Raw genomic sequence first — 22,339 nt, forward strand, 5'->3', positions numbered from 1 at the left:
CTCCCCGACCCCCAACCGCACCGGCCCACCCCGGTGACCGGGCGCGACTCGCCCCCCGCCCCACGCGCCCGGTCACCGACCAAACCCCGCGGCTCAAGGAGAACGAGATGCCGAGATCGACCGAGAACGGCTCCGATGAGCCCAGAGCTGGCTATTGGGCGGCATTCGGCTACCAGAACCACGTGATCCCAGTCGAAGACCCGCGCCGCGAGGGCCGAGAACTGATCGCGCTCTGCGGCGTGATGACAGCGCCAGAAGACGTGACCGCCCGAGACAACCGCCCCACCTGCTCCTCCTGTGCCGCCGAAGTCCGAAGTGGACGAATGGTGTGCGGCCTGTGACGTTCCGCTGAAGGCCGCATTTCAGGCATCGCGGGTCGGGCATAATTCCGTCTGGCCTGATCGCGGGCCGTTGGGGGAGCGTTCCGCGTTCTGCGAGAGCGCGTTCATGCCGAGGGGAGCATGTTCAAGTGACTCATCAAGGCTGGCCGGGAAACCAGGGCCAGCAGCCCTATCCACAGCAGCCCTACCCGCCGCAGTACCCGGCCCCGATGCCGCCCAAGAAGCGCCGCGCATGGGTGCCGTTCCTGATCATCGGGCTCGTCGTCGTCCTGGTCGGTGGCGGCGTAACCGGATGGCTCGCGTTGCGCGCCGCGTACGGCCCGAGGGATGAGGACCAGCGGCCGTTGGCGACGTTGCTCTGGAAAGAGACACCGACGATGGACGAGAAGCCGTTCAACAGCTGGGCTTCCGACGGCATCGTCGCGGTGATGCACGAAGACTGGCTCGACGCATTCCACGCCGACTCCGGTGAAGACGCCTGGGACATGGAACCGCCGCTGCGGGCAGGGGACGATGCCAAGCTGAGCCGGTTCTGCGGGATGAGCCACGAGGTGAAGAACGGCCTCGGCGTGATCGCCTACGGCCCGTACAAGAAGGACACTTACGGCGGCACCGGCTGCTCGACGATCGCCGTCGTCGATGTCAAGACCGGTGCGGTCAAGCGGCAGTTCGACATGCCGGTCGTCGAGAACCGGGGCACCACGAACTTCACCGACCCCGAGATCGTCGGCGACGCGGTGGTCTTCGCGTTGCACGACACCGTGTTCGGAATGAGCCTGACCAGCGGTAACGAGATCTGGCGCCATGATCAGGAAGCCCGCCGGGGCTGCCGGGTGCTGGGTCCGGTGGTCAGCGAGCGGACTGTGGCAGTCCCGCTCGACTGCACGACCGACGGCGCCGCCCAGGAACTCGTCCTGCTGGACCCGGCGAGCGGCGCGGAGCGCGGGCGAGCGACGTACGAATCGCAGAGTCCGGTCGGGGTGATCTCCGCCGATCCGCCGATCGTCGAGATCGCGACGAGCGACGACATCCAGGCCCCGCGAACGCTGCTCGTCTTCGACGAGGCGGGACGCCAGGTGACCACCATTCCGGAAGCCGTTCCCGCAGGACGGCTGAACATCGCGCCCATCAACGACGAGGTCGACAACAGCGCACGCAAGAGGTATCGCGCTTTCATCGCAGATGGGTTGTTCATCGCGCCGACGACGAGCAAGGCCGTCAGCGAGTACCGCGACAGCAACAAGATCGTCGCTATCGATCTGAAGACCGGCCGGCAACGCTGGGATGCGGAGCTCGGGCCGAAGGTCAGCGGCATGCCATTCGCCGTCACGGACCGCAGCGTGCTCGCGATCAACCAGCACACCTACGAGAACCCGTCCCAGGTGTTCGAGATCCCGCTCGGCGGTGGCAGTCCCAAACCGATCAGCGGACTGTTCCCGAATCCGAGCACGCTGATAGACAACTACAACCTGCATTGGAGTGAAGGCGTGGTTTACGGCGCCTACATGAACTCCGGCGCCACTCCGATGCCGATCTTCGCCGTGCGGTAGCACCTAAAAGCGCTGGCCGCGCACCGGAATCGGTGCGCGGCCAGTTTGCTTCGGTCGACTTCAGCGGGTGTTGGTCACTCGCCGAAGACCGGCGGGGCGACCTTGGGCAGGCCCAGCTCGTCCCAGGCCTCGTCCGTGTCGACCCAGTACTTGTTCTCGTGCTCCTGGTCTTCCTCGCCCTGCTTGCCCTGGCCACGACCAGCACCACCAGCGCCCATGCCGCCGGCGCCACCACGACCGGCCGCACCAGCAGCGCCACCGGCACCAGCACCGGAGCCAGAGCCGCCACCGAGACCGCCGAGGCCAGCGCGCCCGCCGGCACCCATGCCCGCGCCGCGACCAGCACCGCCGGCACCGCCGGCGCCGAGCCCACGACCGCCACCAGCACCAGCGCCGCCAGAGCCACCGCCGGGCGGCATCATGCCGAAGCCGGCACCGCCGGTGTTCGGGCCCGTAGTGACGTTGGGACCGGGGTTAACGGGCAAGCCGGTGCCGCCGCCGGTACCAGGCGGAGTCGACCACTGCGACCCGCTCTGCGCCGGAGTCGTGTAGCCGCCGCCAGGGCCACCGGTGCTGCCTGAACCGCCGCCACCGATGTTGCCGCCCCAGCTGCCACCGCCACCGCCGCCACCAGGACCGCCGCCGCCGGGAATCCCGGAACCGTTCGGGATGCTGCCAACGGTCGGGTTCGTCCCGGTGCTACCAGAACCCTGGTCGTACGCCATCTCCGGCGCCTTCGGGTAGAAGGCGAGGTTCTGCGAGACGTCCCGGGTGCTGTTGCTGTAGTTGTCGTAGTGCTGCTTGGCTTCCTGAGCCTTCTCAGTGGCCTCGCGCTCCTGCTTCTGCAGGTCCGTCTCGCCCCCGACCAGCCAAGCGCCGCCCTTCTCGAGCATGTTGTCGGTCGCGTCGACCTTCACAGGCTCGGGCATGCTGTTCTTGACGTTGCCGAAGTTCTGAACCTGCTGCTCAGCAGAGTTGGCGACGGAGTCAGAGACGCCCTTGGCGTCCTGGATGAACTGGGACATGGGCTGGAGCGACGAACCGTGCGCTTCAGCCGCCTGACCGGTCCAAGCCAGGTTGGCCTTCTTGTTCGCAGCGTCGAGGATCGAGGAGACCTCGTCGAACTGGCCCCCGATGTCCTTCTGCCACGAGGTCACGGCACCGGTCATGTCCGTGGTGCCCTTGCCCTCGTGGATCTGCTTGTACTTCTCCGGGTGGTTGAACCCGACCTTCTGCATGATCTCGTCCGTGTTGCCACGGTCAGAATCACGCGTGAGCAGGTAGCCGCCAACCAGGATCGGTAAAACCATGGTTACACCCCCTCGTTAGTAATGGTCGTGATCTACGCGGGCGCGATCAGGCGTCCGGGATGTTCTTCAGGGCTTCGCTGGTGATCTTCTCGGCGTAGCCGCAAGGGTCGTTCATTTCGGGCGTGCCGCCGGCGTTCTTGAAGTAGTTGACCTCGAGAGACTGGTCATCGGCGATGGCGAGCTCAATCCGGCAGAGATTGCTCTGCTCATCGACGCGTGCTCCTTGGTAGCCGCCGACCTGAGTCTCCTTGAAGTTGTCGCTCGATCCGGCAGCGTCCATGATCTTCGCCAGGCCGCCGGCCTTCGTGTTGATCGCGGCGTAGGCCGTGAAGGCATCGTTACGCCACTTGCACTGCGACTCGTCGTACTTGGACTTGCTCTCCTCTGGCGGCTTCGCGCCTGCATCGCCACCGAGCTGCGCGACCTGAGCTTCGGTCAGCAGTTGACACGCATCAGTGATCGCTTTGAGGTTCTTCGGGTTCTCGACCTTTGGCACAGAGGAGGAAGTGGTGGTGGCCGACTCGGTTGGGGTCGTCTTCGGCGGTGTCGTAGACCCGGGCGAACACGCCGATACTCCAAGGACGGCGAGTAGCGACACAGCGGTCAACGTTGCGCGGCGTAGCACGTTAGATCTTCCTTAAACCTGGCGGATCGAAGCGTCTTCGTCGGTGTTCTGGTAGCCGCCCTGTGCAGCCTTCAACTGGTCGATCTGCGTCTGGATGCGAGCACGAGCATCGTTGACGGCCCAGGAGAGGCAGCCCTCGTTCTCGCCGGCCATTTCCCCAAGTGAATCCGACAGCCGCTGGCTGACCTCATCGTCGCCAGGAGGCGCGATCTTCTGCAGCTGCTGTGCTGCCATGAGGATCTCGTCAAGCTTGTCCTGGGCCTTCTCGTACTCGGTGATCAAGCCCGGAATCTGCTCGATGTCGACAGTGAACGACGCTGCCTGCGCAGAGCCGCCCGAGTTGATCGCGGTGTGGACCGTCGCCTGCCGCACAGCCTTCTGCGCCGTCGTGACGATCCCGTCGAAGAATGACACCTCTCACTACCCCCTTTGTCCCCTGAATCAGGTACACGTCGCGCTTAGCTTGCCAGGTCTTTGCCCGTTCGTGCACAGGTGTGACGATCCTTGGCTTAGATCGGTTCCCAACTCGTTGCCGGATTGGTCCTTTTGGCGGAGTGACGTTGGTCGCTACCAGGCCGCTTCGCGCTGGGTCTTCGTCGCCAGCTCCCCGAGCACCCTGGTGAACGTGCTCATGTCCGCCCCCGCGAACATCCGCTGGGTTCCGCTGTTGTAGACCGCCGTCCGGCCTTGCTGCAGGTCGATGATCCGCAGCGTCTGGTCTCCCCGGCGCTCGCGGCGGCGGTCGTCCCAGATCGTGACGCCCGCTTCGCCGAGCCCCAGCCTCGGACCCTCCAGCAGCTGCGTCATCTTCCGGAAGCTCGCCACGTTCACGCCGCGCGCTCGCAGGCTCTGCTCGATCGCCTGCGGGTCGTCGTCTCCTCGCCGGCGCACCTCCGTCATGGCCGCGCGCATCTCCGCAAGGTCGACGCTCAGCGCCGGTCGGATGCGGGCCGGCGGGTGTTCCGGGAGCACCGACACCAGCGACGGGATCAGGTCGTTCGGGTGCACCGGCTCCAGGATGATCCGGTCGCCGTCGACGACCGTGCGCACCGCCGTCTTGGTCGCCTTCGACACCGCCGCGCGCAGTTCGGTGCCCTTCTTCGAGGAGAACCGCAGGTCGTACTCGACCGTCACGTGCGCGTAGATGCCGATCAGCTCCATGACCCGGTCGTTCACGCCGCTCGGGCTGATCAGGCCGCGGTCGCGGACCCGCTGCTCCGCCGCCTCGAATTCGCGCGGCATGTCTTTGACGGTCGTCCCGTAGTTGCTGTACGACGCGATCATCGGGATCCGGCTGAGATCGGCGCGTTCGGCCAGGATCGCGAATTCGAGTCGGTCGACGTCGAGCTTGGGCACTGGTGCTGCGCTCCCGCGTTAGGGCATCGGAACTTGATGTCGACTGTGCAGACTAACTGCTCGCGGGATCGTTTGGATCAGAAATCAAGCAGGCTCAGCCGTCGAGTCCGGACAGGCCCTTCCACGCGCCCCGGGAACCGCGGCGCGCCGCCGAGCGCTGCCAGCGGAACACGCCGTAGCCGATGATGCCGAGCACGCCGCCGGCCAGGCAGGTCCAGAACTGGATGCCGGCCCAGTCGCGGATGCCGAACAGGACCACACCGACGAACCACAGGGCCGTGCCGAACAGCACCACCGGAGTGGGGTCCGCCAGCCTCCGCGGCAGCGGCGGGACCGGCCGGTGACCCGGCGCCGAGGGGGTGGATTCGCTGTCCTGTGCCACGTCAGGCAGGCTACTCCCGGTAATGAACGCGCGCGCAGGCGCGGTGATCGGGAAGTACTGATGGTGGATCGAGACGTTTCCAAGAAGTCGCTGCTGGACCGGTATTTCAAGATCACCGACCGCGGGTCCAGCGTCGGGCGGGAAGTTCGCGGCGGCGTGGTCACGTTCGTCACGGTCGCCTACATCATCGTGCTGAACCCGCTGATCCTCGGCAGCTACTCCGCCGACGACGCCGGGGCCAAGCGCGACGTGCTTGGCAACATCCTGCCGGTTTCGCAGGTCGCGGCGACCACCGCGCTGGTCGCGGGCGTGATGACGATCCTGTTCGGACTGATCGCCAACTACCCGTTCGCGATCGCCGCCGGGCTCGGCATCAACACGCTGCTGGCCGTGACCATCGCGCCGCAGGTCACCTGGCCCGAGGCGATGGGCCTGGTGGTGGTGGACGGCATCATCATCCTGATCCTGGTCGCCACCGGGTTCCGGACCGCGGTGTTCAACGCGGTGCCGCCCGAGCTCAAGGCCGCGATCGCCGTCGGCGTCGGCGTGTTCATCACCTTCGTCGGCCTGGTCGACGCCGGGTTCGTGCGGCGCCTGCCGGACGCCGCCAACACGACCGTGCCGGTCGGGCTGGGCATCGAGGGGTCGATCGCTTCGTGGCCGACCGCGGTGTTCGTGTTCGGGCTGGTGCTCACCTCGGTGCTGGTGGCGCGCAAGGTGCGGGGCGCGATCCTGATCAGCGTGGCCGTCACCACGGTGCTGTCGATCATCATCGAGTCGGTCTTCCACGCGGGCCCGTCCAAGGGCGTCAACGCCTACGGCTGGAACCTCGGCTACCCGGCGGTGCCGGAACAGATCATCGGCCTGCCCGACCTGTCGCTGGTCGGCGACATCTCCTTCGGCGCCTGGACGCGGCTGCCGGCGCTGGCCGCCGCGATGCTGGTGTTCACGCTGGTGCTGGCGAACTTCTTCGACGCCATGGGCACCATGACCGGGCTCGGCAAGGAGGGCTCGCTGACCGACAAGGACGGCAACCTGCCGGGCATCGGCAAGGCGCTGGCCGTCGAGGGCGTCGGCGCGGTCGCCGGCGGGTTGGGTTCGGCGAGCTCCAACACCGTGTTCGTGGAGTCCGCGTCCGGCATCGCGGAGGGGGCGCGCACCGGGCTGGCGAACGTGATCACCGGTGTGCTGTTCCTGGCGGCGATGTTCTTCACCCCGCTCTACCAGATCATCCCGGTGGAGGCGGCGGCTCCGGCGCTGGTGGTGGTCGGGGCGATGATGCTCACCCAGATCCGGCAGATCGACCTGTCGGACTTCAGCATCGCGCTGCCCGCGTACCTGACGATCGTGGTCATGCCGTTCACGTACTCGATCGCCAACGGCATCGGCGCGGGCTTCATCAGCTACGTGCTGCTGCGGGTGTTCACCGGCCGCGTCCGCACCGTGCACCCGCTGATGTGGGTCGTGTCGGCGGCGTTCGTGCTCTACTTCTGCTCCGGCCCGCTGCACGCGATCTTCGGCATCTGATCCGCCCGCCCGGCGCGGCGTTTCCGCAGCTGATCGGCCGTGCGCGTTTTGCGTCGCCATAGCAGCACAAAGTGCGCACGGGGCCTGACCGGACGGAACGGATGTTTGGGCCGATCGGAGTAGTGCGTCGATTGGGTTGCGATTCCGGGTGCGGGGTTGGCGGCTGGCTATGGTGGACGGCCACTGATCAGGACTGATCAGTTTGTCCGATTCCCCGAGATAGTTTGGTAGACTAACGACGTGTCCGATATCGCGGAGCGCGAGCGCACCCTGGCGAGTCGGCTGCGGCTCGCGGTCGTTCGCCTGAACCGGCGGCTGCGCGCGCAGAGCGCCGACTCGAAGATCACGCTGTCCCAGCTGTCGGCGCTGTCCTGTCTGCACAAGGCCGGCGCGTTGACGCCGGGCGAGCTGGCGGCCAGGGAAGGTGTCCAGCCGCCGTCGATGACCAGGGTGATCTCCGCCCTGGAAGACGCCGGGCTGGTCGCTCGTCGGGCGCACCCCACCGACGGCCGGCAGGCCATCGTGGAGCTGACCGAGGCCGGTCAGGCCCGCATAGACGAAGAGGTCTCGATCCGGGAGCGCTGGCTGGACCAGCAGCTCGCGGATCTGTCCGAGGAAGACCGCCGCGTGCTGTTCCAGGCGGCGGAGATCATCGACCGGTTGGCCGGCCGATGACCGGAGTCCGGTGAGAGGCGGTACGCACGAGCGTGGTTGACCGATCCGCATCCCGCACGGGAACCGACCCCGGCGAGGATCCGGCCAACCACGAATCGCCATCCACATCGGACCGATCCGGCGGCATGTTCCGCTCGCTGCGGGAGCGCAACTACCGCTACTACGCCTCCGGCCAGGTCGTTTCGCTGACCGGCACGTGGATGCAGCGCGCGGCGCAGGACTGGCTGGTGCTGGAACTCTCCGGCGGCAGCCCGGCCGCGCTGGGCGTGGCGGTCGCCCTGCAGTTCGCCCCGACCCTGCTGCTGACGCTGTGGGCGGGAGTCTTCGCCGACCGCTTCGACAAGCGGCGCATGCTCGTCGCCACCCAAAGCGCGCTCGGTGCCTGCGGCCTCGTGCTGGGGCTGCTCGACGTCACCGGTGTCGTGCTGCTCTGGCACGTCTACCTGCTGTGCTTCGTGCTCGGCTGCTTCGCCGCGGTCGATGCGCCGGTGCGGCAGTCGTTCGTCGTCGAGATGGTCGGGCCCAGGCAGCTCACCAACGCCGTCGCGCTGAACTCGATGACGTTCAACCTGGCCCGCATCGTCGGCCCGGCCATCGCCGGCGTGCTGATCACCGCGATCGGCACCGGCTGGGTGTTCCTGGCCAACGGGTTGAGCTCGATCGCCGTGATCGCCGGGCTGGCGCTGATGAACGCGTCGGCGCTGCACCGGGCCAAGCCGCCGCCGAAGGAACGCGGCCAGTTGCGCGCCGGGCTGCGCTACGTGCGCGGGCGACCGGATCTGATCGTGGTGATGGTGCTGGTGTTCTGCATCGGCACGTTCGGGATGAACTTCGAGAGCACCTTCGCGGTGATCGCGCGCAACGTCTTCGGGCGGGACGCCGACGGCTACGGCCTGCTGATCACCATGCTCGCGGTCGGCACGCTGACCGGGGCCGCGCTGGCGGCCCGGCGCAGCGGCCGCGGGGTGCCGAGGCTACGGCTGATGCTGCTGGGCGCCGGTGTTTTCGGCGTGCTGGAGGCGGCGGCGTCGCTGATGCCGACCTACGAGCTGTTCGCGGCGGCGCTGGTGCCGGTCGGGATCGCCGCGATGACGTTCACCACGAGCGCGAACGCGACCGTCCAGCTGGCCGTGGAGCCGACCATGCGCGGCCGGGTCATGGGCCTCTACATGCTGTTGTTCCTGGGTGGGAAGCCGCTGGGCGGGCTGGCTTCGGGGTGGGTCGCCGAGGTGTTCGGGCCGCGCTGGCCGATCCTGCTGGGCGGGCTGGCGTCGATGGCCGCCGCGCTCGGCGGCGTCGCGGTGCTGGCGTGGCGGCGGCGATCTCGACTTGAAACGAGGACGGGGTTGCCCGAGTCAAAAGGTTAGGCTAACCTAAAATTCGTCCGCTTCGTGGTGGGAGCGGTAGTCAGTTCGGGAACAGATCGGGCCCCGGTCTCCTGCGGGAGGCCGGGGCCCGATCGTTTCTCGGGCCGGGAGAAAGACTTCGGGGCCCTCCCGGAGGAAGGCCCCGAAGTTTCGGCAGTGGGCTTGTCGGAGCACTCACCACCGAGCTGTGGGCCGTGAGTGTTTTGTGCCGCTATGGCGACACAAAACACTCACGGCTTCTGACCAGCGAGAACCGAAGGCGCGGTGGTTCTGCCTGTCAGGCGGTGGGAAGGCGGAGGCCGTTGTAGCCGGCGCGGGCGTCGGCGAAACGCGCGGCGACCTCGTCCCAGTTGACCACGTTCCACAGGTGCTTGACGTAGTCCGCCTTCACATTGCGGTACTGCAGGTAGTACGCGTGCTCCCAGATGTCGAACACCAGCAGCGGCGTCGTCGCGATCGACAGGTTCGAGTGGTGATCACGCAGCTGCTGGGTGATCAGCCGCTGACCGACCGGGTCCCAGGCCAGCACGCCCCAGCCGTTGCCCTGGATCGTCGTCGACACCGCCTCCAGCTGGGCGCGGAACTTGTCGAACGAACCGAAGTCCTCGTCGATGGCCGCCGCCAGCTCGCCGGTGGGCTTGTCCCCGCCGTTGGGCGAGAGGATCTTCCACCACACCAGGTGCAGCGAGTGCCCCGCCAGGTTGAACGCCAGCGTGGTCTCCAGCCCCACGATGGAGGAGAAGTCACCCTTCTCCCGCGCCTCGGCGATCTTCTCCACCGTGTCGTTGGCGCCCTTGACGTACGCCGCGTGGTGCTTGCTGTGGTGCAACTCGTTGATCTCACCGGCGATCGCCGGCTCCAACGCCGCGTAGTCGTAATCCAACTCCGGCAACACGTACTGCTGCGCCATTTAGCGTCTCCCTTCGCTATCGACAGACTCTAGCTACTGCCACCATATGGCAACTAAGCCGGATGGAGGCGTTGATCTCATCTGTCGGGCGAGTCTCCGCCGTGACTGCGGTGAGCAGCTAAAACGTTGCGACGCTGGGGAAATTGCCCGGTTGACCCGGTTCGCCGGCTGGGGCAGCATCCTCGGCAGACCCTGCGAGCGGGGGAAGCCGGTCGAAATCCGGCGCTGACCCGCAACGGTAGGCCGCGCGACGCGCGGCGAGCCCGATCACCCGCTTGCGAGGGATGGCTCCAACGACCGCCGTGGTCTGCGGTCGGGGTCTGGGACTCGCGGCCGCCCGCGCGGCCCCGGCTTCGGCGCAGGCTCGCTCGCCCCTTGGAAGGCACGATGCGCCGCATACTCGTCCTCGTCCTAGTCGCGCTGTCCCTCGCGGGCTGCGCCAACGTCGAGTCGCAGGCCGACGGGTTGCGCATCGAGAACTGCGGTAGCACCGAGGTGTTCCCGGAGCCGCCGAAGCGCGTGGTGAGCCTCAACCAGCACGCCACCGAGATCCTGCTGGCGCTGGGCCTGGGCGATCGGCTGGTCGGCACGGCCTACCCGGACGATCTCGCGCCGCCGCCGTCGGTGGCCGCCTCGTACGCCGGGGTGCCGCTGCTCGCCGACCAGTACCCGTCCTACGAGCGCATCCTCGAAGCCGAGCCAGACCTGGTCGTCGGCGGCTACAGCAGTGCCTTCGACGACACGGAGGGCCGGAGCCGGAAGACGTTCGAGGACAACGGCATCCGCACGCTGCTGCTCTCCGAGTCCTGCGCCGCGAGCCCGGCCGGGATGGACACGCTGCTGTCGGACATCGCGATGTTCGGCGAGGTGCTGGGCCTGCAGGAGAACGCGAGGCAGGTCGCGACCGGCATCGAGGAGCGGGTGCGCGCGGTCGAGGCGCGCCTGGCCGGCGCGGAGCCGGTCGACGTCTTCGTCTACGACTCCGGTGAGCAGGCGGCGTTCACGCTCGGCGGCAACGGCGTCGGCCACGATGCGCTGCGCCGGGCCGGTGGCCGCAACGTCTTCGGTGACGTGCCGGACGTTTTCGCCGACGTCAGCTGGGAGCAGGTGGCGGCGCGGGCCCCGCGGGCGATCGTGCTCGTCGACTACCTGGCCGCTCCGGTGCAGAACAAGCAGGCGTACCTGACCGGGCATCCGCTCGCGGCGGGCACGCCCGCGGTCCGCGACCAGCGGTTCAGCACGATCCCGCTCGTCGAGCTGACCGAGGGCATCCGGTTCCCCGACGCCGTCGAGCGGCTGGCCCGGGACCTGCACGGCGCATGAGGGCGCGGGTGGTGCTGGTGCACGCCGCGCTGCTGATCGCGCTGGTGGTGATCGGCGGATTGGCCGTGTCGCTGGGCTCGGTCCGGTTGCCGCTGGACCAGGTTTGGCGAATCGTCCTGGAGCCGGTGGTGCCGTGGATCGACGCGGACTGGACGCGGGTGCGGGCCGCGATCGTGTGGGATTCGCGGATGCCGCGGGTGGTGACCGGCATCGTCGTCGGCGCGGCGCTCGCGCTCTCCGGTGCGATCGCGCAGCTGGTCACCGCGAACCCGATGGCCGACCCGTACCTGCTCGGGGTGTCCGAAGGGGCCGGCTTCGCGGCATCGCTGGTGATGGTGCTGGGCGTCGGCGCCGGGGCGCTGGGGCTGCCGGTGGCCGCGTTCCTCGGCGGGCTGCTGGCGCTGGTCGTGGTGCTGGCGGTGGCCGGGCGATCCGGATCGGTGACGACGCTGGTGCTCGGCGGCCTGGCGGTCGGCCAGGTGGCCTACGCGGCGACGTCGTTGGTGCTGCACGTATTCGCGACCGGAGACCAGACCAAGCAGGTGCTGTTCTGGATCACCGGCGGGCTCGGGGCCGCGCGCTGGGAGTCGCTGCCGGTGCCGGCGGCGGTGCTGGTGATCGGCCTGATCGCGGCGGTGGCGGCGGGCCGCTGGATGAACGTGCTGCACGGCGGCGACGACGCGGCCGCCGCGCTCGGACTCAACGCCCGGGCCTTCCGGATGGCCTGCCTGGTCGGGATTTCGCTGCTGGCCGGGACCGCGGTCGCCGTGGCGGGCGGCATCGTGTTCGTCGGCCTGCTGGTGCCGCACGCGGCGACGTTCCTGGTCGGGGCCGAGGCGCGGCGGATGTTGCCGGTGTCGGCCCTGCTCGGCGCGGTGTTCCTGGTGCTGGCGGATCTGGCGGCGCGGCTGGTCATCGCGCCGTCCGAGCTGCCGGTCGGGGTGCTCACGGCGATGGTGGGCGGGCCGCTGTTCCTGATCATGCTTCGGCGGCAGCGGAGGATCGCATGAGCGTGCGGGTGCGCGGAGCGCGCGTGGAGCTGGGCGGCCGAGCCGTTCTGTCCGATGTGGACATCGACGTGCGGGAAGGCGAGGTGTTCGGGCTGGTGGGCCCGAACGGCAGCGGCAAGACGACGTTGCTGCGCACGCTGTACCGGGCGATCGAGCCGGCGGCCGGGACCGTCGAGGTCGCGAGGCTGGCCGGGGCCGGGCGACGCCGGCTGGCCCGGATTCTCGCTGCGACTGTGCAGGAAGCCGAGAGCCGCACGGCTTTGACCGTGCGCGAAGTGGTGTCGCAGGGCCGACTGCCGCACCTGGGCCTGTTGGAGCGGATGCAAGCGGCGGACCAGCGCATCGTCGACGAATCCCTGCGCGCCACCGGGCTTTTGGAAGCGGCGGAACGAGATGTGCGCACGCTCTCCGGCGGCGAGCGGCAGCGAGCGGCGATCGCGCGTGCGCTGGCGCAGCAGCCGCGAGTCCTCGTGCTCGACGAGCCGACGAACCACCTCGACCTGCGGCATCAGTACAGCATCCTCCGCCTCCTGCGCGACCTGGCGAGCGACGGCCTAACGGTCCTGATGACGCTGCACGACCTCCGCCACGCCGCGGAGTTCTGCGACCGCATCGCGGTCCTCCACGAGGGCCAGGTCGCCGACGCGGGAACCCCGGCCGATGTCCTGGACGAGGGCCTGCTCGCGAACGTCTTCGGAATCCGGGCCCGCCTCGCCCACCACAACGGCCGCCCCACCCTCGACGTCGACGGAGCCCTCTGACGGCCGCCGGTAATACGCCCGTGAGTGTTTTGGGGCGCTATGGCACCCCAAAACACTCACGGAACCTGACCAGCAGAAACGGCGCGCCTTTCGGTGAAAGCGCCGCGCGGGGAGCCGATCAGCCGACCGGCCAGGTGTGAACCGGGTCTCCGTTGTCGGCCAGGTCGATGTAGCGGCGCAGCATTCCCGCCAGCGCTCCGCGCCGGTCCGCGCCGCGATCTTCCAGCAGCGCAACCGTTTCCCGCTGCCACGTCGCGCCGTTGCGCTTCGCCATGCAGCGCTTCTCGATCACGCCCAGGTAGCGCTCGCGGGCGGCGTCCGATACGCCGCACGCCTGCAGGCCGTCGTGCGCCATCGGCAGCAGGCGGCGCAGCACCAGCTCGTCCGGCGACACCCAGCCGACGCTCGGCCAGTACAGGTGCGCCTCGAAGCCGTGCCGCGCCCCGGCGTAGAAGTTCTCCTCCGCCGCCGCGAACGACATCTGCGTCCACAGTGGCCGGTCCTGCTCGGTGAGCGCCCGCTGGACGCCGTAGAAGAACGCGGCGTTGGCGACGATGTCCACCACCGACGGCCCCGACGGCAGCACCCGGTTCTCCACCCGCAGGTGCGGAACCCCGTCCACCAGGTCGTAGACCGGCCGGTTCCAGCGCCAGATGGTGCCGTTGTGCAGCCGCAGCTCGGCCAGCGTCGGCGCCCGGCCGGAGTCCAGCGCGGCCAGCGGATCCTCTTCCTCCGGTTCCGGCAGCAGCGCCGGGAAGTAGCGGACGTTCTCCTCGAACAGGTCGAAGATCGAGGTGATCCACCGCTCGCCGAACCACACCCGCGGCCGCACACCCTGGTTCTTCAGCTCCACCGGACGCGTGTCGGTGGCCTGCAGGAACAGCGGAATCCGCGTCTCGTGCCACAGCGCCTTGCCCAGCAGGAACGGGGAATTCGCGCCGATGGCCACCTGCACCCCGGCCAGGCACTGCGCGGCGTTCCAATGCGCCGCGAAGTCCTCCGGCGCCACCTGCAGGTGCAGCTGGACCGACGTGCACGCCGACTCCGGCAGGATCGAATCGGCGTAGGACCGCAGCTTCTCGGGCTGCGCGTCGTCCAGCGGCACGCCCTCCATGTCGAGCAGCATTTCCTCGCCGCGCGCCAAGAAGATCTGCTCGTTGAGCAGCGAGTACCGCGGGTTGCGCGACAGCCAGTTCGGGTCGAAGTGCGCGCTGCGCAACGTCGGCAGCGTGCCGATCATGACGATCTTCGCCCCCGCGTCGTGCGCCCCGCCGTCTGCGCGCAGCAGCGCTGCGCGCAGACGGGCCTCCAGCTCCAGGGCGCTGTCGCCCGCGAGCACCTGGGGCTCCACGTTGAGCTCGATGTTCTGCTGGCCGAGCTCGGTGGTGAACACCGGCTCGCTGATCTTCTCCAGCACCACGGCGTTGGACATGGACGGCTCCATCTGCTCGTCCACCAGGCACAGCTCCATCTCCAGCCCCATCTGCTGGTGGGGGAAGGAGAAATTGCCTTCGGCGAGCATCCGGGCCAGGGCGTCCAGGCCGCGCTGCATCTTGTTCCGATACCGTTGCCGGTCCACTGGCTTGAACGCTTGATTGTCCACGTGCCGTCCCATGCCGTCTCCCCGCTTGATCGGCAGCACGTCAGCGCGCAGCGCTGGGGAAACCACCGTGACACATCGGTACCCGGGGGGCCAGCGGCCAAAACGGTGTCACGCACGGCGCGGAGAGTGATCAATCGGAGGCTTCGGTCAGCCGCTTCAGCTCGGCGTCGGTCAGCTCCAATCCGGCGGCCGGGAGCAGGTCGGCGAGCTGCTCGGTGTTGCGGGCGCTGGCGATCGGGGCGGTCACGGCGGGCTGCCCGAGCAGCCAGGCAAGTGCGACCGACGAGACCGGCACGTCACGTAGCGTCGCGATCTCGTCCAGTGCGGTGAGCACCTTCACACCGCGCTCGTTCAGGTAGGAGCGGGCGCGTTCGGCCCGCGGGCTGTCCGAGCTGTCCCCGCCCGGGCGGTACTTCCCGGTCAGGAACCCGTGCGCCAGCGCGTAGTAAGGCAGCACGCTCACCTTCTCCCGAGCGCACAGGTCGGCTAGCGCGCCTTCGAACTCGCCGCGTTCCACGAGGTTGTAGAGCGGCTGCAGCGCGGAGAAGGCGGCCAGCCCCTCGCGGCGGGAGATCTCCAGCGCCTCGGCGAGGCGGGGCGCGGTGTAGTTCGACGCCGCGATGTAGCGGACCTTGCCCTCGCGCACCAGCTCGTCGAAGGCGCCCAGGGTTTCGGCCAGCGGGATGGACGGGTCGTCGTCGCCGTGGGCGTAGTAGAGGTCGATGTGGTCGACGCCCAGGCGGCGCAGCGAATCTTCCGCCGCGGCCTTGATGTTCGCCGCGGACAGGCCGCGGCGCTCCGGAAGCCTGCCGACCTTGGTGGCGACCACGATGTCGTCGCGGTTGCCGCGGGCGCGCAGCCATTCGCCGATCAGGATCTCGGACTCGCCGCCGGAATGGCCTTCCACCCAAGCGGAATAGCTGTCGGCGGTGTCGATGAAGTTGCCGCCGGCGGCGGCGTATTGGTCCAGGACGGTGAAGGTGGCGTCGCGATCCGCCGTCCAGCCGAACACGTTGCCACCGAGGCAGACGGGGAAGACGTCGAGTTCAGTGTTGCCGAGTCGAGTCATGCCGCGGAACCTACTCCCTCCCGCGCCACCCGGGACGTACAGCCGATCTTCATGTGATTTGCCCGAATTCCCGCGAACCCCTGCCGGCACCTCCGACCCCACGAGCCGCGCACGGCAACGCGAGATCGGCCGGGCCGGCTCGATTGGCGGCGGGTGCGAGAATGCGGGCGTGGTGCACATTGTCGAGGTCGGCGATGCCGACGACCCGCGGGTCGACGACTTCCGCGATCTGTCCCGCGCCGACCGCCGCCCGGACCGGCCTGGCGGGCGGGGGCTGGTGATCGCAGAAGGCGTCGTGGTGGTCGAGCGGCTGCTCGCCTCGCCGTTCCCGGTGCGGGCGCTGTTCGGCGTGCGCCGCCGGATCGAGGAGCTGGCCGAGGCCACCGCGGCCCTGGACGTGCCCGCCTACGTCACCGACGCCGACGTGATGGCGCGCGTCGTGGGTTTCCACCTGAACCGCGGCGTGCTGGCGGTCGCCGATCGAGCGCCGGTGGTCGAACCGGCCGAGCTCATCGCCCGCTCCCGCCGCCTGGTGGTGCTGGAAGGCATCGGCGACCACGAGAACCTCGGCGCGCTGTTCCGCAACGCCGCAGCGCTCGGCGTCGACGGCGTGCTGCTCGGCGTGGGCTGCTCGGATCCGCTGTACCGGCGCAGCGTGCGGGTGTCGATGGGGCACGTGCTCCGCGTCCCGTTCGCCCACCTCGGCTCCTGGCCGGAAGACCTGAAGTTGTTGCACGACAACGGCTTCCGCATCGCGGCGCTGACCCCCAGGGCGGATGCGAAATCCCTTCGCGATGCCGCCCTGGACAGCGGCCCGGTGGCGGTGCTGCTCGGCTCCGAAGGCCCCGGGCTCACCGACGAGGCCATCGAAGCCGCGGACCTCGCGGTCCGCATCCCGATGGCGGGCGGGGTGGATTCACTGAACGTCGCCACGGCCGGGGCGATCGCCTTCCACGCGATGAGCGGGACATGATGGACGCCCGGGAAACCGGCTGGGAGCTGCACGCGCGATCCGGTCGCGCGGTGCTGGTGCGCGGCGTCGGCCGGGAGGTCGATCCGGCCAGGCTGCGTCTGCCCGGCTCGCTGGTCGCGGCGCTGCACGAGTGGGCGCACGTGGTGGAAACCGTGCAGGCCGAGGAAACCGCGGACACCACGGCCGAGCTCGTCTCGCGGCGCGGCCGCCAGCTGGCGATGCGCCTGGCGGCGGAAACCGGCGGCCAGATCGGCTACGTCGACCCGCTCAGCGGCGAACTCGACCGAATCGGCCGACCGCGCTCGGCGCACGCGATGCGCGGGTGGCGCGGCGGAACGATCGCCCCGGTGCAGCCCACGCCGTGGGGCCCGGGCCTGGTGATCAGCGCGATCATCGGCGCGATCGTGGCGGTGACCCTGGTGGTGGTGACGCTCGGCCTGGCGGACGTGAGCGGAATCCTCGCGGCGGTGGTCAACATCGCGGTGGCGGCGGGCTTCGCGCCGTCGATCTGGCTGGGCCGAAGCGTCCCGGTCTGGCGCTGGGCGGCGTACGGAACGGCGGCGGGCATCGTCGCGGCCTGGATCGCCCTCCTCCTAAGTCTCCTCGGCTGACCCCGGAAAGCAGAAAGGCCGGGGCGAGCACGCCCCGGCCTTTCTGCGGTCGTCGGTCAGCGGTGGGAGCGGACGCCGAGCAGGACGTCCTCCCACGACGGCACGATCGGATGACTCTTGCGCCCGCGCCGCGGCTCCGCCTTGCGCTGCGCGTCGTCCTCCTCCGCCGCCTCGGCGGTCGCGCCTTCGGCGCTCTCCTCCGCCGTCGGCTCTGCCACCGGCTCCGCCGGCGGGCCGGTGTCCAGGTCGAGGGCCGGTGCCTCCGGTCGCTGCGCGACCACCGGCTCCTCCACCCGTTCTGGGGCGGGCTGCGCCTGCTGGTCGAGCTGCAGCGCTTCGCGGGCCAGCTCGGTGACCGGCCGGACCGTCCGCAGCGGGCGGTTCGGGGACGGGTCGAGCAGGTCGGCCGCGTGGTCGTCGAGCGCCGCGACGGTGCCGCCGTGCGCGCCGGGGTGGAAGATCCAGTGCGCGCGATTCTCCGAGCGCCCGGCCTGCCAGGTCAGCTGGACGACCCACTTGCCGTCCTCGCCGCGCCAGGAGCCCCAGTTGGCCTCGGCGTACTCGTGGCCGCGCATTCCGAAGGTGTGCGCGACGACTTCGCCGAGCGTCTGGACGTCCGGCCCGTCTTCGCGGACCGGGTGCGCGCGCTGCGCCATCTCGGCGATCTGGGCGCGCTCGAGCAGCACGGGATAGGCGTAGCGCTCGACGCGGTGCTCGGGGATGCCGGAGGCCTCCGCGATCTGCGCCACGGACGCGCCGGAGCGGATGCGGGCCTGGATCTCCCGGGGCCGCATCTGGGCTTCCATCTCGATCTGGACCTGGCCGAGTCTGGTGAGGTCACCGCGGGCGGCGGCACGCAGTCGTTCGTCGGCGGGCACGGTGAAGCGCTCGCCGTTCTCCGGGTCCTCGCAGATGACGGATTCACCGTCCTCGTCGAGCCCGACCACTCGCAGCGCTCGCATACGCCAGCCTCCCGCCGACCTACATGTCACCAAGCTGTGACAGTAACCCGGCGCGCCGCCTTGACGCGGGAGGCACGCCGGGCACGTCGTCTCGTTGTTGGTCGCTCTCTCCGCCTTCGATCTTGCCGGAAAGGTGGCGCCTGAGCGAACGGGTAAAATCACTCATTTTCGATGAGGATCACCGCTAGTGCCCGAATGTTCACTTGGTGGTGTGGTTTTGGGCAGAATGCCGCCGGGATCCTTGCGAATCCCGGCGGCATAGCGGCACAGCGTGTCAGGAAAGCTGCGAAACCACCCAATCGATGGACTTCGTCAGCGAGGTGACGTCGTCCGGCTCGATCGCTGGGAACATGCCGACCCGCAGCTGGTTGCGGCCCAGCTTCCGGTACGGCTCGGTGTCCACGATCCCGTTGGCGCGTAGCGCCTTCGCCACCGCGGCGGCGTCGATCGAGTCGGCGAAGTCGACGGTGCCGACCACCTGGGAGCGCTTCGCCGGGTCGGTCACGAACGGCGTGGCGTACTCCGACGCCTCGGCCCAGGTGTACAGCCGCTGCGACGACTCGCGGGTCCGCTGCGAGCACCAGTCCAGCCCGCCCTGGCCGTTCATCCACTCGATCTGGTCGGCGAGCATGAACAGGGTGGCGACCGCCGGGGTGTTGTAGGTCTGGTCCTTGCGGGAGTTGTCCAGCGCGGTGGGCAGCGACAGGAACTCCGGCACCCATCGGTCGGACGCGCCGATCTCGCCGATCCGCTCGATCGCCGCCGGGCTCATCGCGGCCAGCCACAGCCCGCCGTCGGCGGCGAAGCACTTCTGCGGCGCGAAGTAGTAGACGTCGACGTCGGCGGCGTCGAACGCCAGCCCGCCCGCGCCCGAGGTGGCGTCGATCGCGATCAGCGCGTTCTCCGAGCCCTCCGGGCGGCTCGGCGCGAGCATCACGCCGGTCGAGGTCTCGTTGTGCGCCCAGCCGATCAGGTCGACGGACGGGTCCGACACCGGCTTCGGCGCGTCGCCCGGCTCGGCGGAGACCACCACCGGGTCGGCCAGGAACGGCGCCGTCTTGGCGGCCTTGGCGAACTTCGAGGAGAACTCGCCGTAGGTGAGGTGCAGCGACCGCTCGCGGACCAGGCCGAACGTCGCGGCGTCCCAGAACGCGGTGGTGCCGCCGACGCCGAGCACGACCTCGTAGCCCTCCGGCAGCGAGAACAGCTCGTGCAGCCCCTCCCGGATGCGTCCGACCAGGGACTTCACCGGCTTCTGCCGGTGCGAGGTGCCCATCACCGCGGCGCCCGCGTCGGCCAGGTTGGCGAGCTGCTCGCCGCGAACCTTGGACGGACCGCAGCCGAACCGGCCGTCGGCGGGCTTGAGTTCCTCGGGCAGCTTCAGGGTCGTCGGGTCGATTTCGGCCTGCGTCATGCCGGCGCCTCCGGGCGTTGTTGTGGTGACTGTGCAGGTGGCGGGGCAGTGCCTCCCGCGCGCCAGTGGCCTGATGACCGGCGCCTTTGCCGGCTCGGCTCAAGTGTTGCAGCAGGGTTTCGGGGTCATGACCCCGGTGCTGCGAACAGCCGCAACGCAACTTACTGCGGACACTGGCCGTTGGCCAACAGCATCCGGATCTTGGTCAGGCGAAGCCCGGAGCGCCGCAGCACTTCTTGTACTTGCGGGCGGAGCCGCACCAGCAGGCGTCGTTGCGGCTCGGTGGCCAGGCGATGGCCAGGCCGCGGCGGGCGGCTTCGGCGGCGAACTCCGCGCGGGTGGACTGCTCGTCCAAGGCGATTCCGCGCGACGCGGCGAAATCCACCAGCGCCTCGATCGAGCCGATGACCACCGCCGCCTCCGGGCGCTGCTGCAGTGCCCGCTCGGCCTCCCGGCGGTGCTCCAAGTGCTCGATGCCCGGGTACCAGTTCGGGCGTTCTCGTTGGAGGTTGGCGAAATCAGCCGCCGGCCAGTAGAGGATCGCCACGTTCTCGTCGTGCCGTTGGATGTTCTTGATCTGCTCGCCGATCTGGCGGCCGTGCTCGGTCAGCCGGCCGAGGAGTTCGTCGGGGCCGTCCGCCGGCAGACCCAGCTCGCGGCGCAGGAGGCTGCGCTGGCGCAGCAGCTCGAAACCCGCATCGCCCATCTCCATCTCGGCGTCCAGGCTCGGGACGAACCGGTTGACGCCGATGTTGAGCCAGCGCAACGCCTCCTGCGGTTCGTCGACGAGCTGGTACGCCACCGACGCGGTCACGTAGGCCCACTCGCAGTTCGAGCCCTCGCGGAGCAGCCGGGCGAAGCGCTCCTCGGCCTCCGCGCGCCGCCCGTGGGTCAGCAGGAACTTCGCGTAGGCGGCCGGGCCGTGGAGCACGTTGCCGTCGTCGTCGACCTCGGCCGCGACGCGCAGGGCCCGTTCCTCGCGCTCGTGCTCGCCCGCGAAGTGCCAGTAGTCCGCCGCCTCGACGAGGTCGTTGCACTGCTCGCCGCTGGTCTCCGCGTCGGCCTCCAGCGCTTCGGCGTACTCGACGTGCAACCGCCGTTGCGCGTCGCCGGATGTGACCGTCACCACTCCACGCTACCGCTGCCGGGAGATCCGTTGCGGGTAGACGTTTTCGCGGCTCAGGTGCCGTGAGTGTTTTGTGTCGTCATAGCGACACAAAACACTCACGGGCCGACTACACCGAGGCGATCAGCTGGTCGACCGAGCCCCAGCCCGCGACGTCCTGCGGGGAGCGCGGATCCGGGCCGATGTACTGCGCCGACGGGCGCACCAGGCGACCGGTGCGCTTCTGCTCCAGGACGTGCGCAGACCAGCCCGCGAGCCGGGCGCAGGTGAACATCGCCGGCATCATCGACGTCGGGACCTGCGCGAAGTCGAGCACCACCGCGGCCCAGAACTCCACGTTGGTCTCGATCTGCCGGTCCGGCCGGCGCTCCCGCAGCACCGCCAGGGCGGCCTGCTCCAGCTCGCGGGCCACCTCGAAGCGCGGCGCGCGCAGCTGGTCGCAGGTGTTGCGCAGCACCCGGGCCCGCGGGTCCTCGGCGCGGTAGACGCGGTGGCCGAAGCCCATCAGCCGGTCGCCGCGGTCCAGGATCGACGTCACCACCCGGCGCGCGTCGCCGGTGCGCTCGGCCTCCTCGATCATCGGCAGCACCCGGGCCGGGGCGCCGCCGTGCAGCGGCCCGGACATCGCGCCGACCGCACCGGACAGACAGGCGCCGACGTCGGCGCCGGTGGAGGCGATCACCCGGGCGGTGAACGTCGAGGCGTTCAGCCCGTGCTCGGCCGCCGATACCCAGTACGCGTCGAGCGCCTGCACGTGCTTCGGGTCCGGCTCGCCGCGCCATCGGGTCAGGAACTGCTCGGTGGCGGTGGCGGCTTCCGCGATCCGGGCGTGCGGAACCGGCGGCTGGCCTCCGCGCGCGGACTGCGCCACGAAGGACAACCCGAGCGCGCTGGAAAGCGCCAGCTGCGCGCGGGCCTGCGCCTCGTCGATGTCCAGCAGTGGCGGGAAACCGGCGGCCGGCGACGTCATCGCCAGTGCTGCCTGGACGTCCGCCCGCACGTCGCCGGTGCGGATCGGCAGCGGCGTGTCGTCTGCAGGTGGCAGGCCGTCGCCGAACCGGCCGTCCACCAGCAGCGCCCACACGTCGTCGAAGGAAACCGTGCCCACCAGGTCTTCGATGTCCACGCCGCGGTAGCGCAGCGCGCCGCCGTCGCGGTCGGGTTCGGCGATCTCGGTCTGGAAGGCGACCACGCCCTCCAGGCCCGGGCGGAATTCGGTCTGCTGGTCCGCCTTGCTCATGGCTGCCTCGTCTCCTCGGTGATCAGGACCGCGCGTGGGCGCGGCCCGGGGGACGTGGCGGGGCGTCGGGAACACAGTGCACCCGCCCACATGGTGGAAGCAATCGGAATCGGTGGGGGAAATCGCCGAAATGAGCTAGATCACATGGCGATGTCGCCGGTGTAAAAATTTTAGTTAGCGGGGTAAAAAGTTGAAAAAAAGGTT

General features: G+C 69.4%; 22 protein-coding genes and 1 riboswitch. Of the genes, 10 read left to right on the forward strand and 12 right to left on the reverse strand.

Translation table 11 applies throughout. The features are described 5' to 3' along the window. Positions 1-107: 107 nt before the first annotated feature. Positions 108-341 (forward strand): hypothetical protein, encoded by a 234-nt coding sequence (locus AB0I53_RS38755; RefSeq protein WP_358614026.1) that lies wholly within the window; start codon positions 108-110, stop codon positions 339-341. A gap of 128 nt (positions 342-469) precedes the next feature. After that, positions 470-1,891, forward strand: coding sequence for a PQQ-binding-like beta-propeller repeat protein (locus AB0I53_RS38760; protein ID WP_358614027.1), 1,422 nt, complete (start codon positions 470-472; stop codon positions 1,889-1,891). Between the two features lie 74 nt (positions 1,892-1,965). Here the strand turns inward: AB0I53_RS38760 and AB0I53_RS38765 are convergent, their stop codons facing one another. The 5 genes from AB0I53_RS38765 to AB0I53_RS38785 form a co-directional block, all read right to left on the reverse strand. Beyond that, the gene (locus AB0I53_RS38765) at positions 1,966-3,201 is read right to left on the reverse strand and encodes a hypothetical protein (RefSeq protein WP_358614028.1); all 1,236 of its coding nucleotides are present in this window, start codon (positions 3,199-3,201) and stop codon (positions 1,966-1,968) included. A 46-nt stretch (positions 3,202-3,247) separates the two neighbouring features. Further along, positions 3,248-3,826: a DUF3558 domain-containing protein gene (locus AB0I53_RS38770; protein WP_358614029.1), complete on the reverse strand. Its 579-nt coding sequence runs from the start codon at positions 3,824-3,826 to the stop codon at positions 3,248-3,250. A gap of 12 nt (positions 3,827-3,838) precedes the next feature. Further along, complete coding sequence (locus AB0I53_RS38775; RefSeq protein ID WP_358614030.1) at positions 3,839-4,240, reverse strand: hypothetical protein; 402 nt, start codon at positions 4,238-4,240, stop codon at positions 3,839-3,841. A gap of 153 nt (positions 4,241-4,393) precedes the next feature. After that, positions 4,394-5,182, reverse strand: coding sequence for an ESX secretion-associated protein EspG (locus AB0I53_RS38780; protein WP_358614031.1), 789 nt, complete (start codon positions 5,180-5,182; stop codon positions 4,394-4,396). 94 nt (positions 5,183-5,276) lie between these two features. Beyond that, positions 5,277-5,564, reverse strand: a complete 288-nt coding sequence (locus AB0I53_RS38785; RefSeq protein ID WP_358614032.1) for a DUF2530 domain-containing protein — start codon at positions 5,562-5,564, stop codon at positions 5,277-5,279. A 60-nt stretch (positions 5,565-5,624) separates the two neighbouring features. Here AB0I53_RS38785 and AB0I53_RS38790 point away from each other — a divergent pair, with 60 nt between their 5' ends. The 3 genes from AB0I53_RS38790 (at position 5,625) to AB0I53_RS38800 (ending at position 9,133) form a co-directional block, all read left to right on the forward strand. Next, entirely contained in the window at positions 5,625-7,091 is a 1,467-nt protein-coding gene (locus AB0I53_RS38790) for an NCS2 family permease (RefSeq protein WP_358614033.1), read from the forward strand. A 240-nt stretch (positions 7,092-7,331) separates the two neighbouring features. Continuing rightward, the gene (locus AB0I53_RS38795) at positions 7,332-7,766 is read left to right on the forward strand and encodes a MarR family transcriptional regulator (RefSeq protein WP_358614034.1); all 435 of its coding nucleotides are present in this window, start codon (positions 7,332-7,334) and stop codon (positions 7,764-7,766) included. A gap of 125 nt (positions 7,767-7,891) precedes the next feature. Next, entirely contained in the window at positions 7,892-9,133 is a 1,242-nt protein-coding gene (locus AB0I53_RS38800) for an MFS transporter (RefSeq protein ID WP_358614061.1), read from the forward strand. A gap of 277 nt (positions 9,134-9,410) precedes the next feature. On the opposite strand, the gene AB0I53_RS38805 is transcribed toward AB0I53_RS38800, so the two are convergent. Beyond that, positions 9,411-10,043, reverse strand: a complete 633-nt coding sequence (locus AB0I53_RS38805) for a superoxide dismutase (RefSeq protein WP_358606217.1) — start codon at positions 10,041-10,043, stop codon at positions 9,411-9,413. Positions 10,044-10,222: 179 nt separating this feature from the next. Further along, positions 10,223-10,337, forward strand: a riboswitch (cobalamin riboswitch). A gap of 93 nt (positions 10,338-10,430) precedes the next feature. Between AB0I53_RS38805 and AB0I53_RS38810 the strand changes: the two genes are divergently transcribed. The 3 genes from AB0I53_RS38810 to AB0I53_RS38820 are packed head-to-tail and all read left to right on the forward strand — an operon-like array spanning position 10,431 to position 13,137. Beyond that, positions 10,431-11,366 carry an ABC transporter substrate-binding protein gene (locus AB0I53_RS38810; RefSeq protein WP_358614035.1) on the forward strand — a complete coding sequence of 312 codons (936 nt, stop codon included), beginning with the start codon at positions 10,431-10,433 and terminating at the stop codon, positions 11,364-11,366. Beyond that, complete coding sequence (locus AB0I53_RS38815; RefSeq protein WP_358614036.1) at positions 11,363-12,376, forward strand: iron ABC transporter permease; 1,014 nt, start codon at positions 11,363-11,365, stop codon at positions 12,374-12,376. The genes AB0I53_RS38810 and AB0I53_RS38815 overlap by 4 nt, the downstream gene beginning before the upstream one ends. Further along, positions 12,373-13,137 (forward strand): ABC transporter ATP-binding protein, encoded by a 765-nt coding sequence (locus tag AB0I53_RS38820; protein WP_358614037.1) that lies wholly within the window; start codon positions 12,373-12,375, stop codon positions 13,135-13,137. Before AB0I53_RS38815 ends, AB0I53_RS38820 begins: the two co-directional genes overlap by 4 nt. Before the next feature lie 118 nt (positions 13,138-13,255). Here AB0I53_RS38820 and AB0I53_RS38825 read toward each other — a convergent pair whose 3' ends face one another. After that, the gene (locus tag AB0I53_RS38825) at positions 13,256-14,752 is read right to left on the reverse strand and encodes a glutamate--cysteine ligase (RefSeq protein WP_358614062.1); all 1,497 of its coding nucleotides are present in this window, start codon (positions 14,750-14,752) and stop codon (positions 13,256-13,258) included. A 118-nt stretch (positions 14,753-14,870) separates the two neighbouring features. Beyond that, entirely contained in the window at positions 14,871-15,809 is a 939-nt protein-coding gene (locus AB0I53_RS38830) for an aldo/keto reductase (protein WP_358614038.1), read from the reverse strand. Positions 15,810-15,978: 169 nt separating this feature from the next. Here AB0I53_RS38830 and AB0I53_RS38835 point away from each other — a divergent pair, with 169 nt between their 5' ends. Together AB0I53_RS38835 and AB0I53_RS38840 are read left to right on the forward strand one after the other, a co-directional pair. Beyond that, on the forward strand, positions 15,979-16,782 hold the full coding sequence (locus AB0I53_RS38835; RefSeq protein WP_358614039.1) for an RNA methyltransferase: 804 nt from the start codon (positions 15,979-15,981) through the stop codon (positions 16,780-16,782). After that, the gene (locus AB0I53_RS38840) at positions 16,779-17,393 is read left to right on the forward strand and encodes a DUF2537 domain-containing protein (RefSeq protein WP_358614040.1); all 615 of its coding nucleotides are present in this window, start codon (positions 16,779-16,781) and stop codon (positions 17,391-17,393) included. The genes AB0I53_RS38835 and AB0I53_RS38840 overlap by 4 nt, the downstream gene beginning before the upstream one ends. A 56-nt stretch (positions 17,394-17,449) precedes the next feature. Here the strand turns inward: AB0I53_RS38840 and sepH are convergent, their stop codons facing one another. The 4 genes from sepH to AB0I53_RS38860 form a co-directional block, all read right to left on the reverse strand. Next, positions 17,450-18,355 carry a septation protein SepH gene (sepH, locus tag AB0I53_RS38845; RefSeq protein WP_358614041.1) on the reverse strand — a complete coding sequence of 302 codons (906 nt, stop codon included), beginning with the start codon at positions 18,353-18,355 and terminating at the stop codon, positions 17,450-17,452. A gap of 274 nt (positions 18,356-18,629) precedes the next feature. Then, on the reverse strand, positions 18,630-19,769 hold the full coding sequence (gene serC, locus AB0I53_RS38850) for a phosphoserine transaminase (RefSeq protein WP_358614042.1): 1,140 nt from the start codon (positions 19,767-19,769) through the stop codon (positions 18,630-18,632). A gap of 205 nt (positions 19,770-19,974) precedes the next feature. Continuing rightward, complete coding sequence (locus tag AB0I53_RS38855) at positions 19,975-20,895, reverse strand: SEC-C metal-binding domain-containing protein (RefSeq protein WP_358614043.1); 921 nt, start codon at positions 20,893-20,895, stop codon at positions 19,975-19,977. Positions 20,896-21,004: 109 nt separating this feature from the next. Continuing rightward, the gene (locus AB0I53_RS38860; protein WP_358614044.1) at positions 21,005-22,135 is read right to left on the reverse strand and encodes a citrate synthase 2; all 1,131 of its coding nucleotides are present in this window, start codon (positions 22,133-22,135) and stop codon (positions 21,005-21,007) included. Positions 22,136-22,339: the final 204 nt, after the last annotated feature.

The organism is Saccharopolyspora sp. NPDC050389 (genome assembly GCF_040655595.1).
GTDB lineage: Bacteria > Actinomycetota > Actinomycetes > Mycobacteriales > Pseudonocardiaceae > Saccharopolyspora.

Coding starts and splice junctions, on each gene's coding strand:
- AB0I53_RS38755 (WP_358614026.1), top strand. CDS start 108: ATGCCGAGATCGACCGAGAACGGCTCCGATGAGCCCAGAGCTGGCTAT.
- serC (WP_358614042.1), bottom strand. CDS start 19,769: ATGACGCAGGCCGAAATCGACCCGACGACCCTGAAGCTGCCCGAGGAA.
- AB0I53_RS38830 (WP_358614038.1), bottom strand. CDS start 15,809: ATGACTCGACTCGGCAACACTGAACTCGACGTCTTCCCCGTCTGCCTC.
- AB0I53_RS38815 (WP_358614036.1), top strand. CDS start 11,363: ATGAGGGCGCGGGTGGTGCTGGTGCACGCCGCGCTGCTGATCGCGCTG.
- AB0I53_RS38840 (WP_358614040.1), top strand. CDS start 16,779: ATGATGGACGCCCGGGAAACCGGCTGGGAGCTGCACGCGCGATCCGGT.
- AB0I53_RS38825 (WP_358614062.1), bottom strand. CDS start 14,752: ATGGGACGGCACGTGGACAATCAAGCGTTCAAGCCAGTGGACCGGCAA.
- sepH (WP_358614041.1), bottom strand. CDS start 18,355: ATGCGAGCGCTGCGAGTGGTCGGGCTCGACGAGGACGGTGAATCCGTC.
- AB0I53_RS38860 (WP_358614044.1), bottom strand. CDS start 22,135: ATGAGCAAGGCGGACCAGCAGACCGAATTCCGCCCGGGCCTGGAGGGC.
- AB0I53_RS38765 (WP_358614028.1), bottom strand. CDS start 3,201: ATGGTTTTACCGATCCTGGTTGGCGGCTACCTGCTCACGCGTGATTCT.
- AB0I53_RS38810 (WP_358614035.1), top strand. CDS start 10,431: ATGCGCCGCATACTCGTCCTCGTCCTAGTCGCGCTGTCCCTCGCGGGC.
- AB0I53_RS38800 (WP_358614061.1), top strand. CDS start 7,892: ATGTTCCGCTCGCTGCGGGAGCGCAACTACCGCTACTACGCCTCCGGC.
- AB0I53_RS38820 (WP_358614037.1), top strand. CDS start 12,373: ATGAGCGTGCGGGTGCGCGGAGCGCGCGTGGAGCTGGGCGGCCGAGCC.
- AB0I53_RS38805 (WP_358606217.1), bottom strand. CDS start 10,043: ATGGCGCAGCAGTACGTGTTGCCGGAGTTGGATTACGACTACGCGGCG.
- AB0I53_RS38790 (WP_358614033.1), top strand. CDS start 5,625: ATGGTGGATCGAGACGTTTCCAAGAAGTCGCTGCTGGACCGGTATTTC.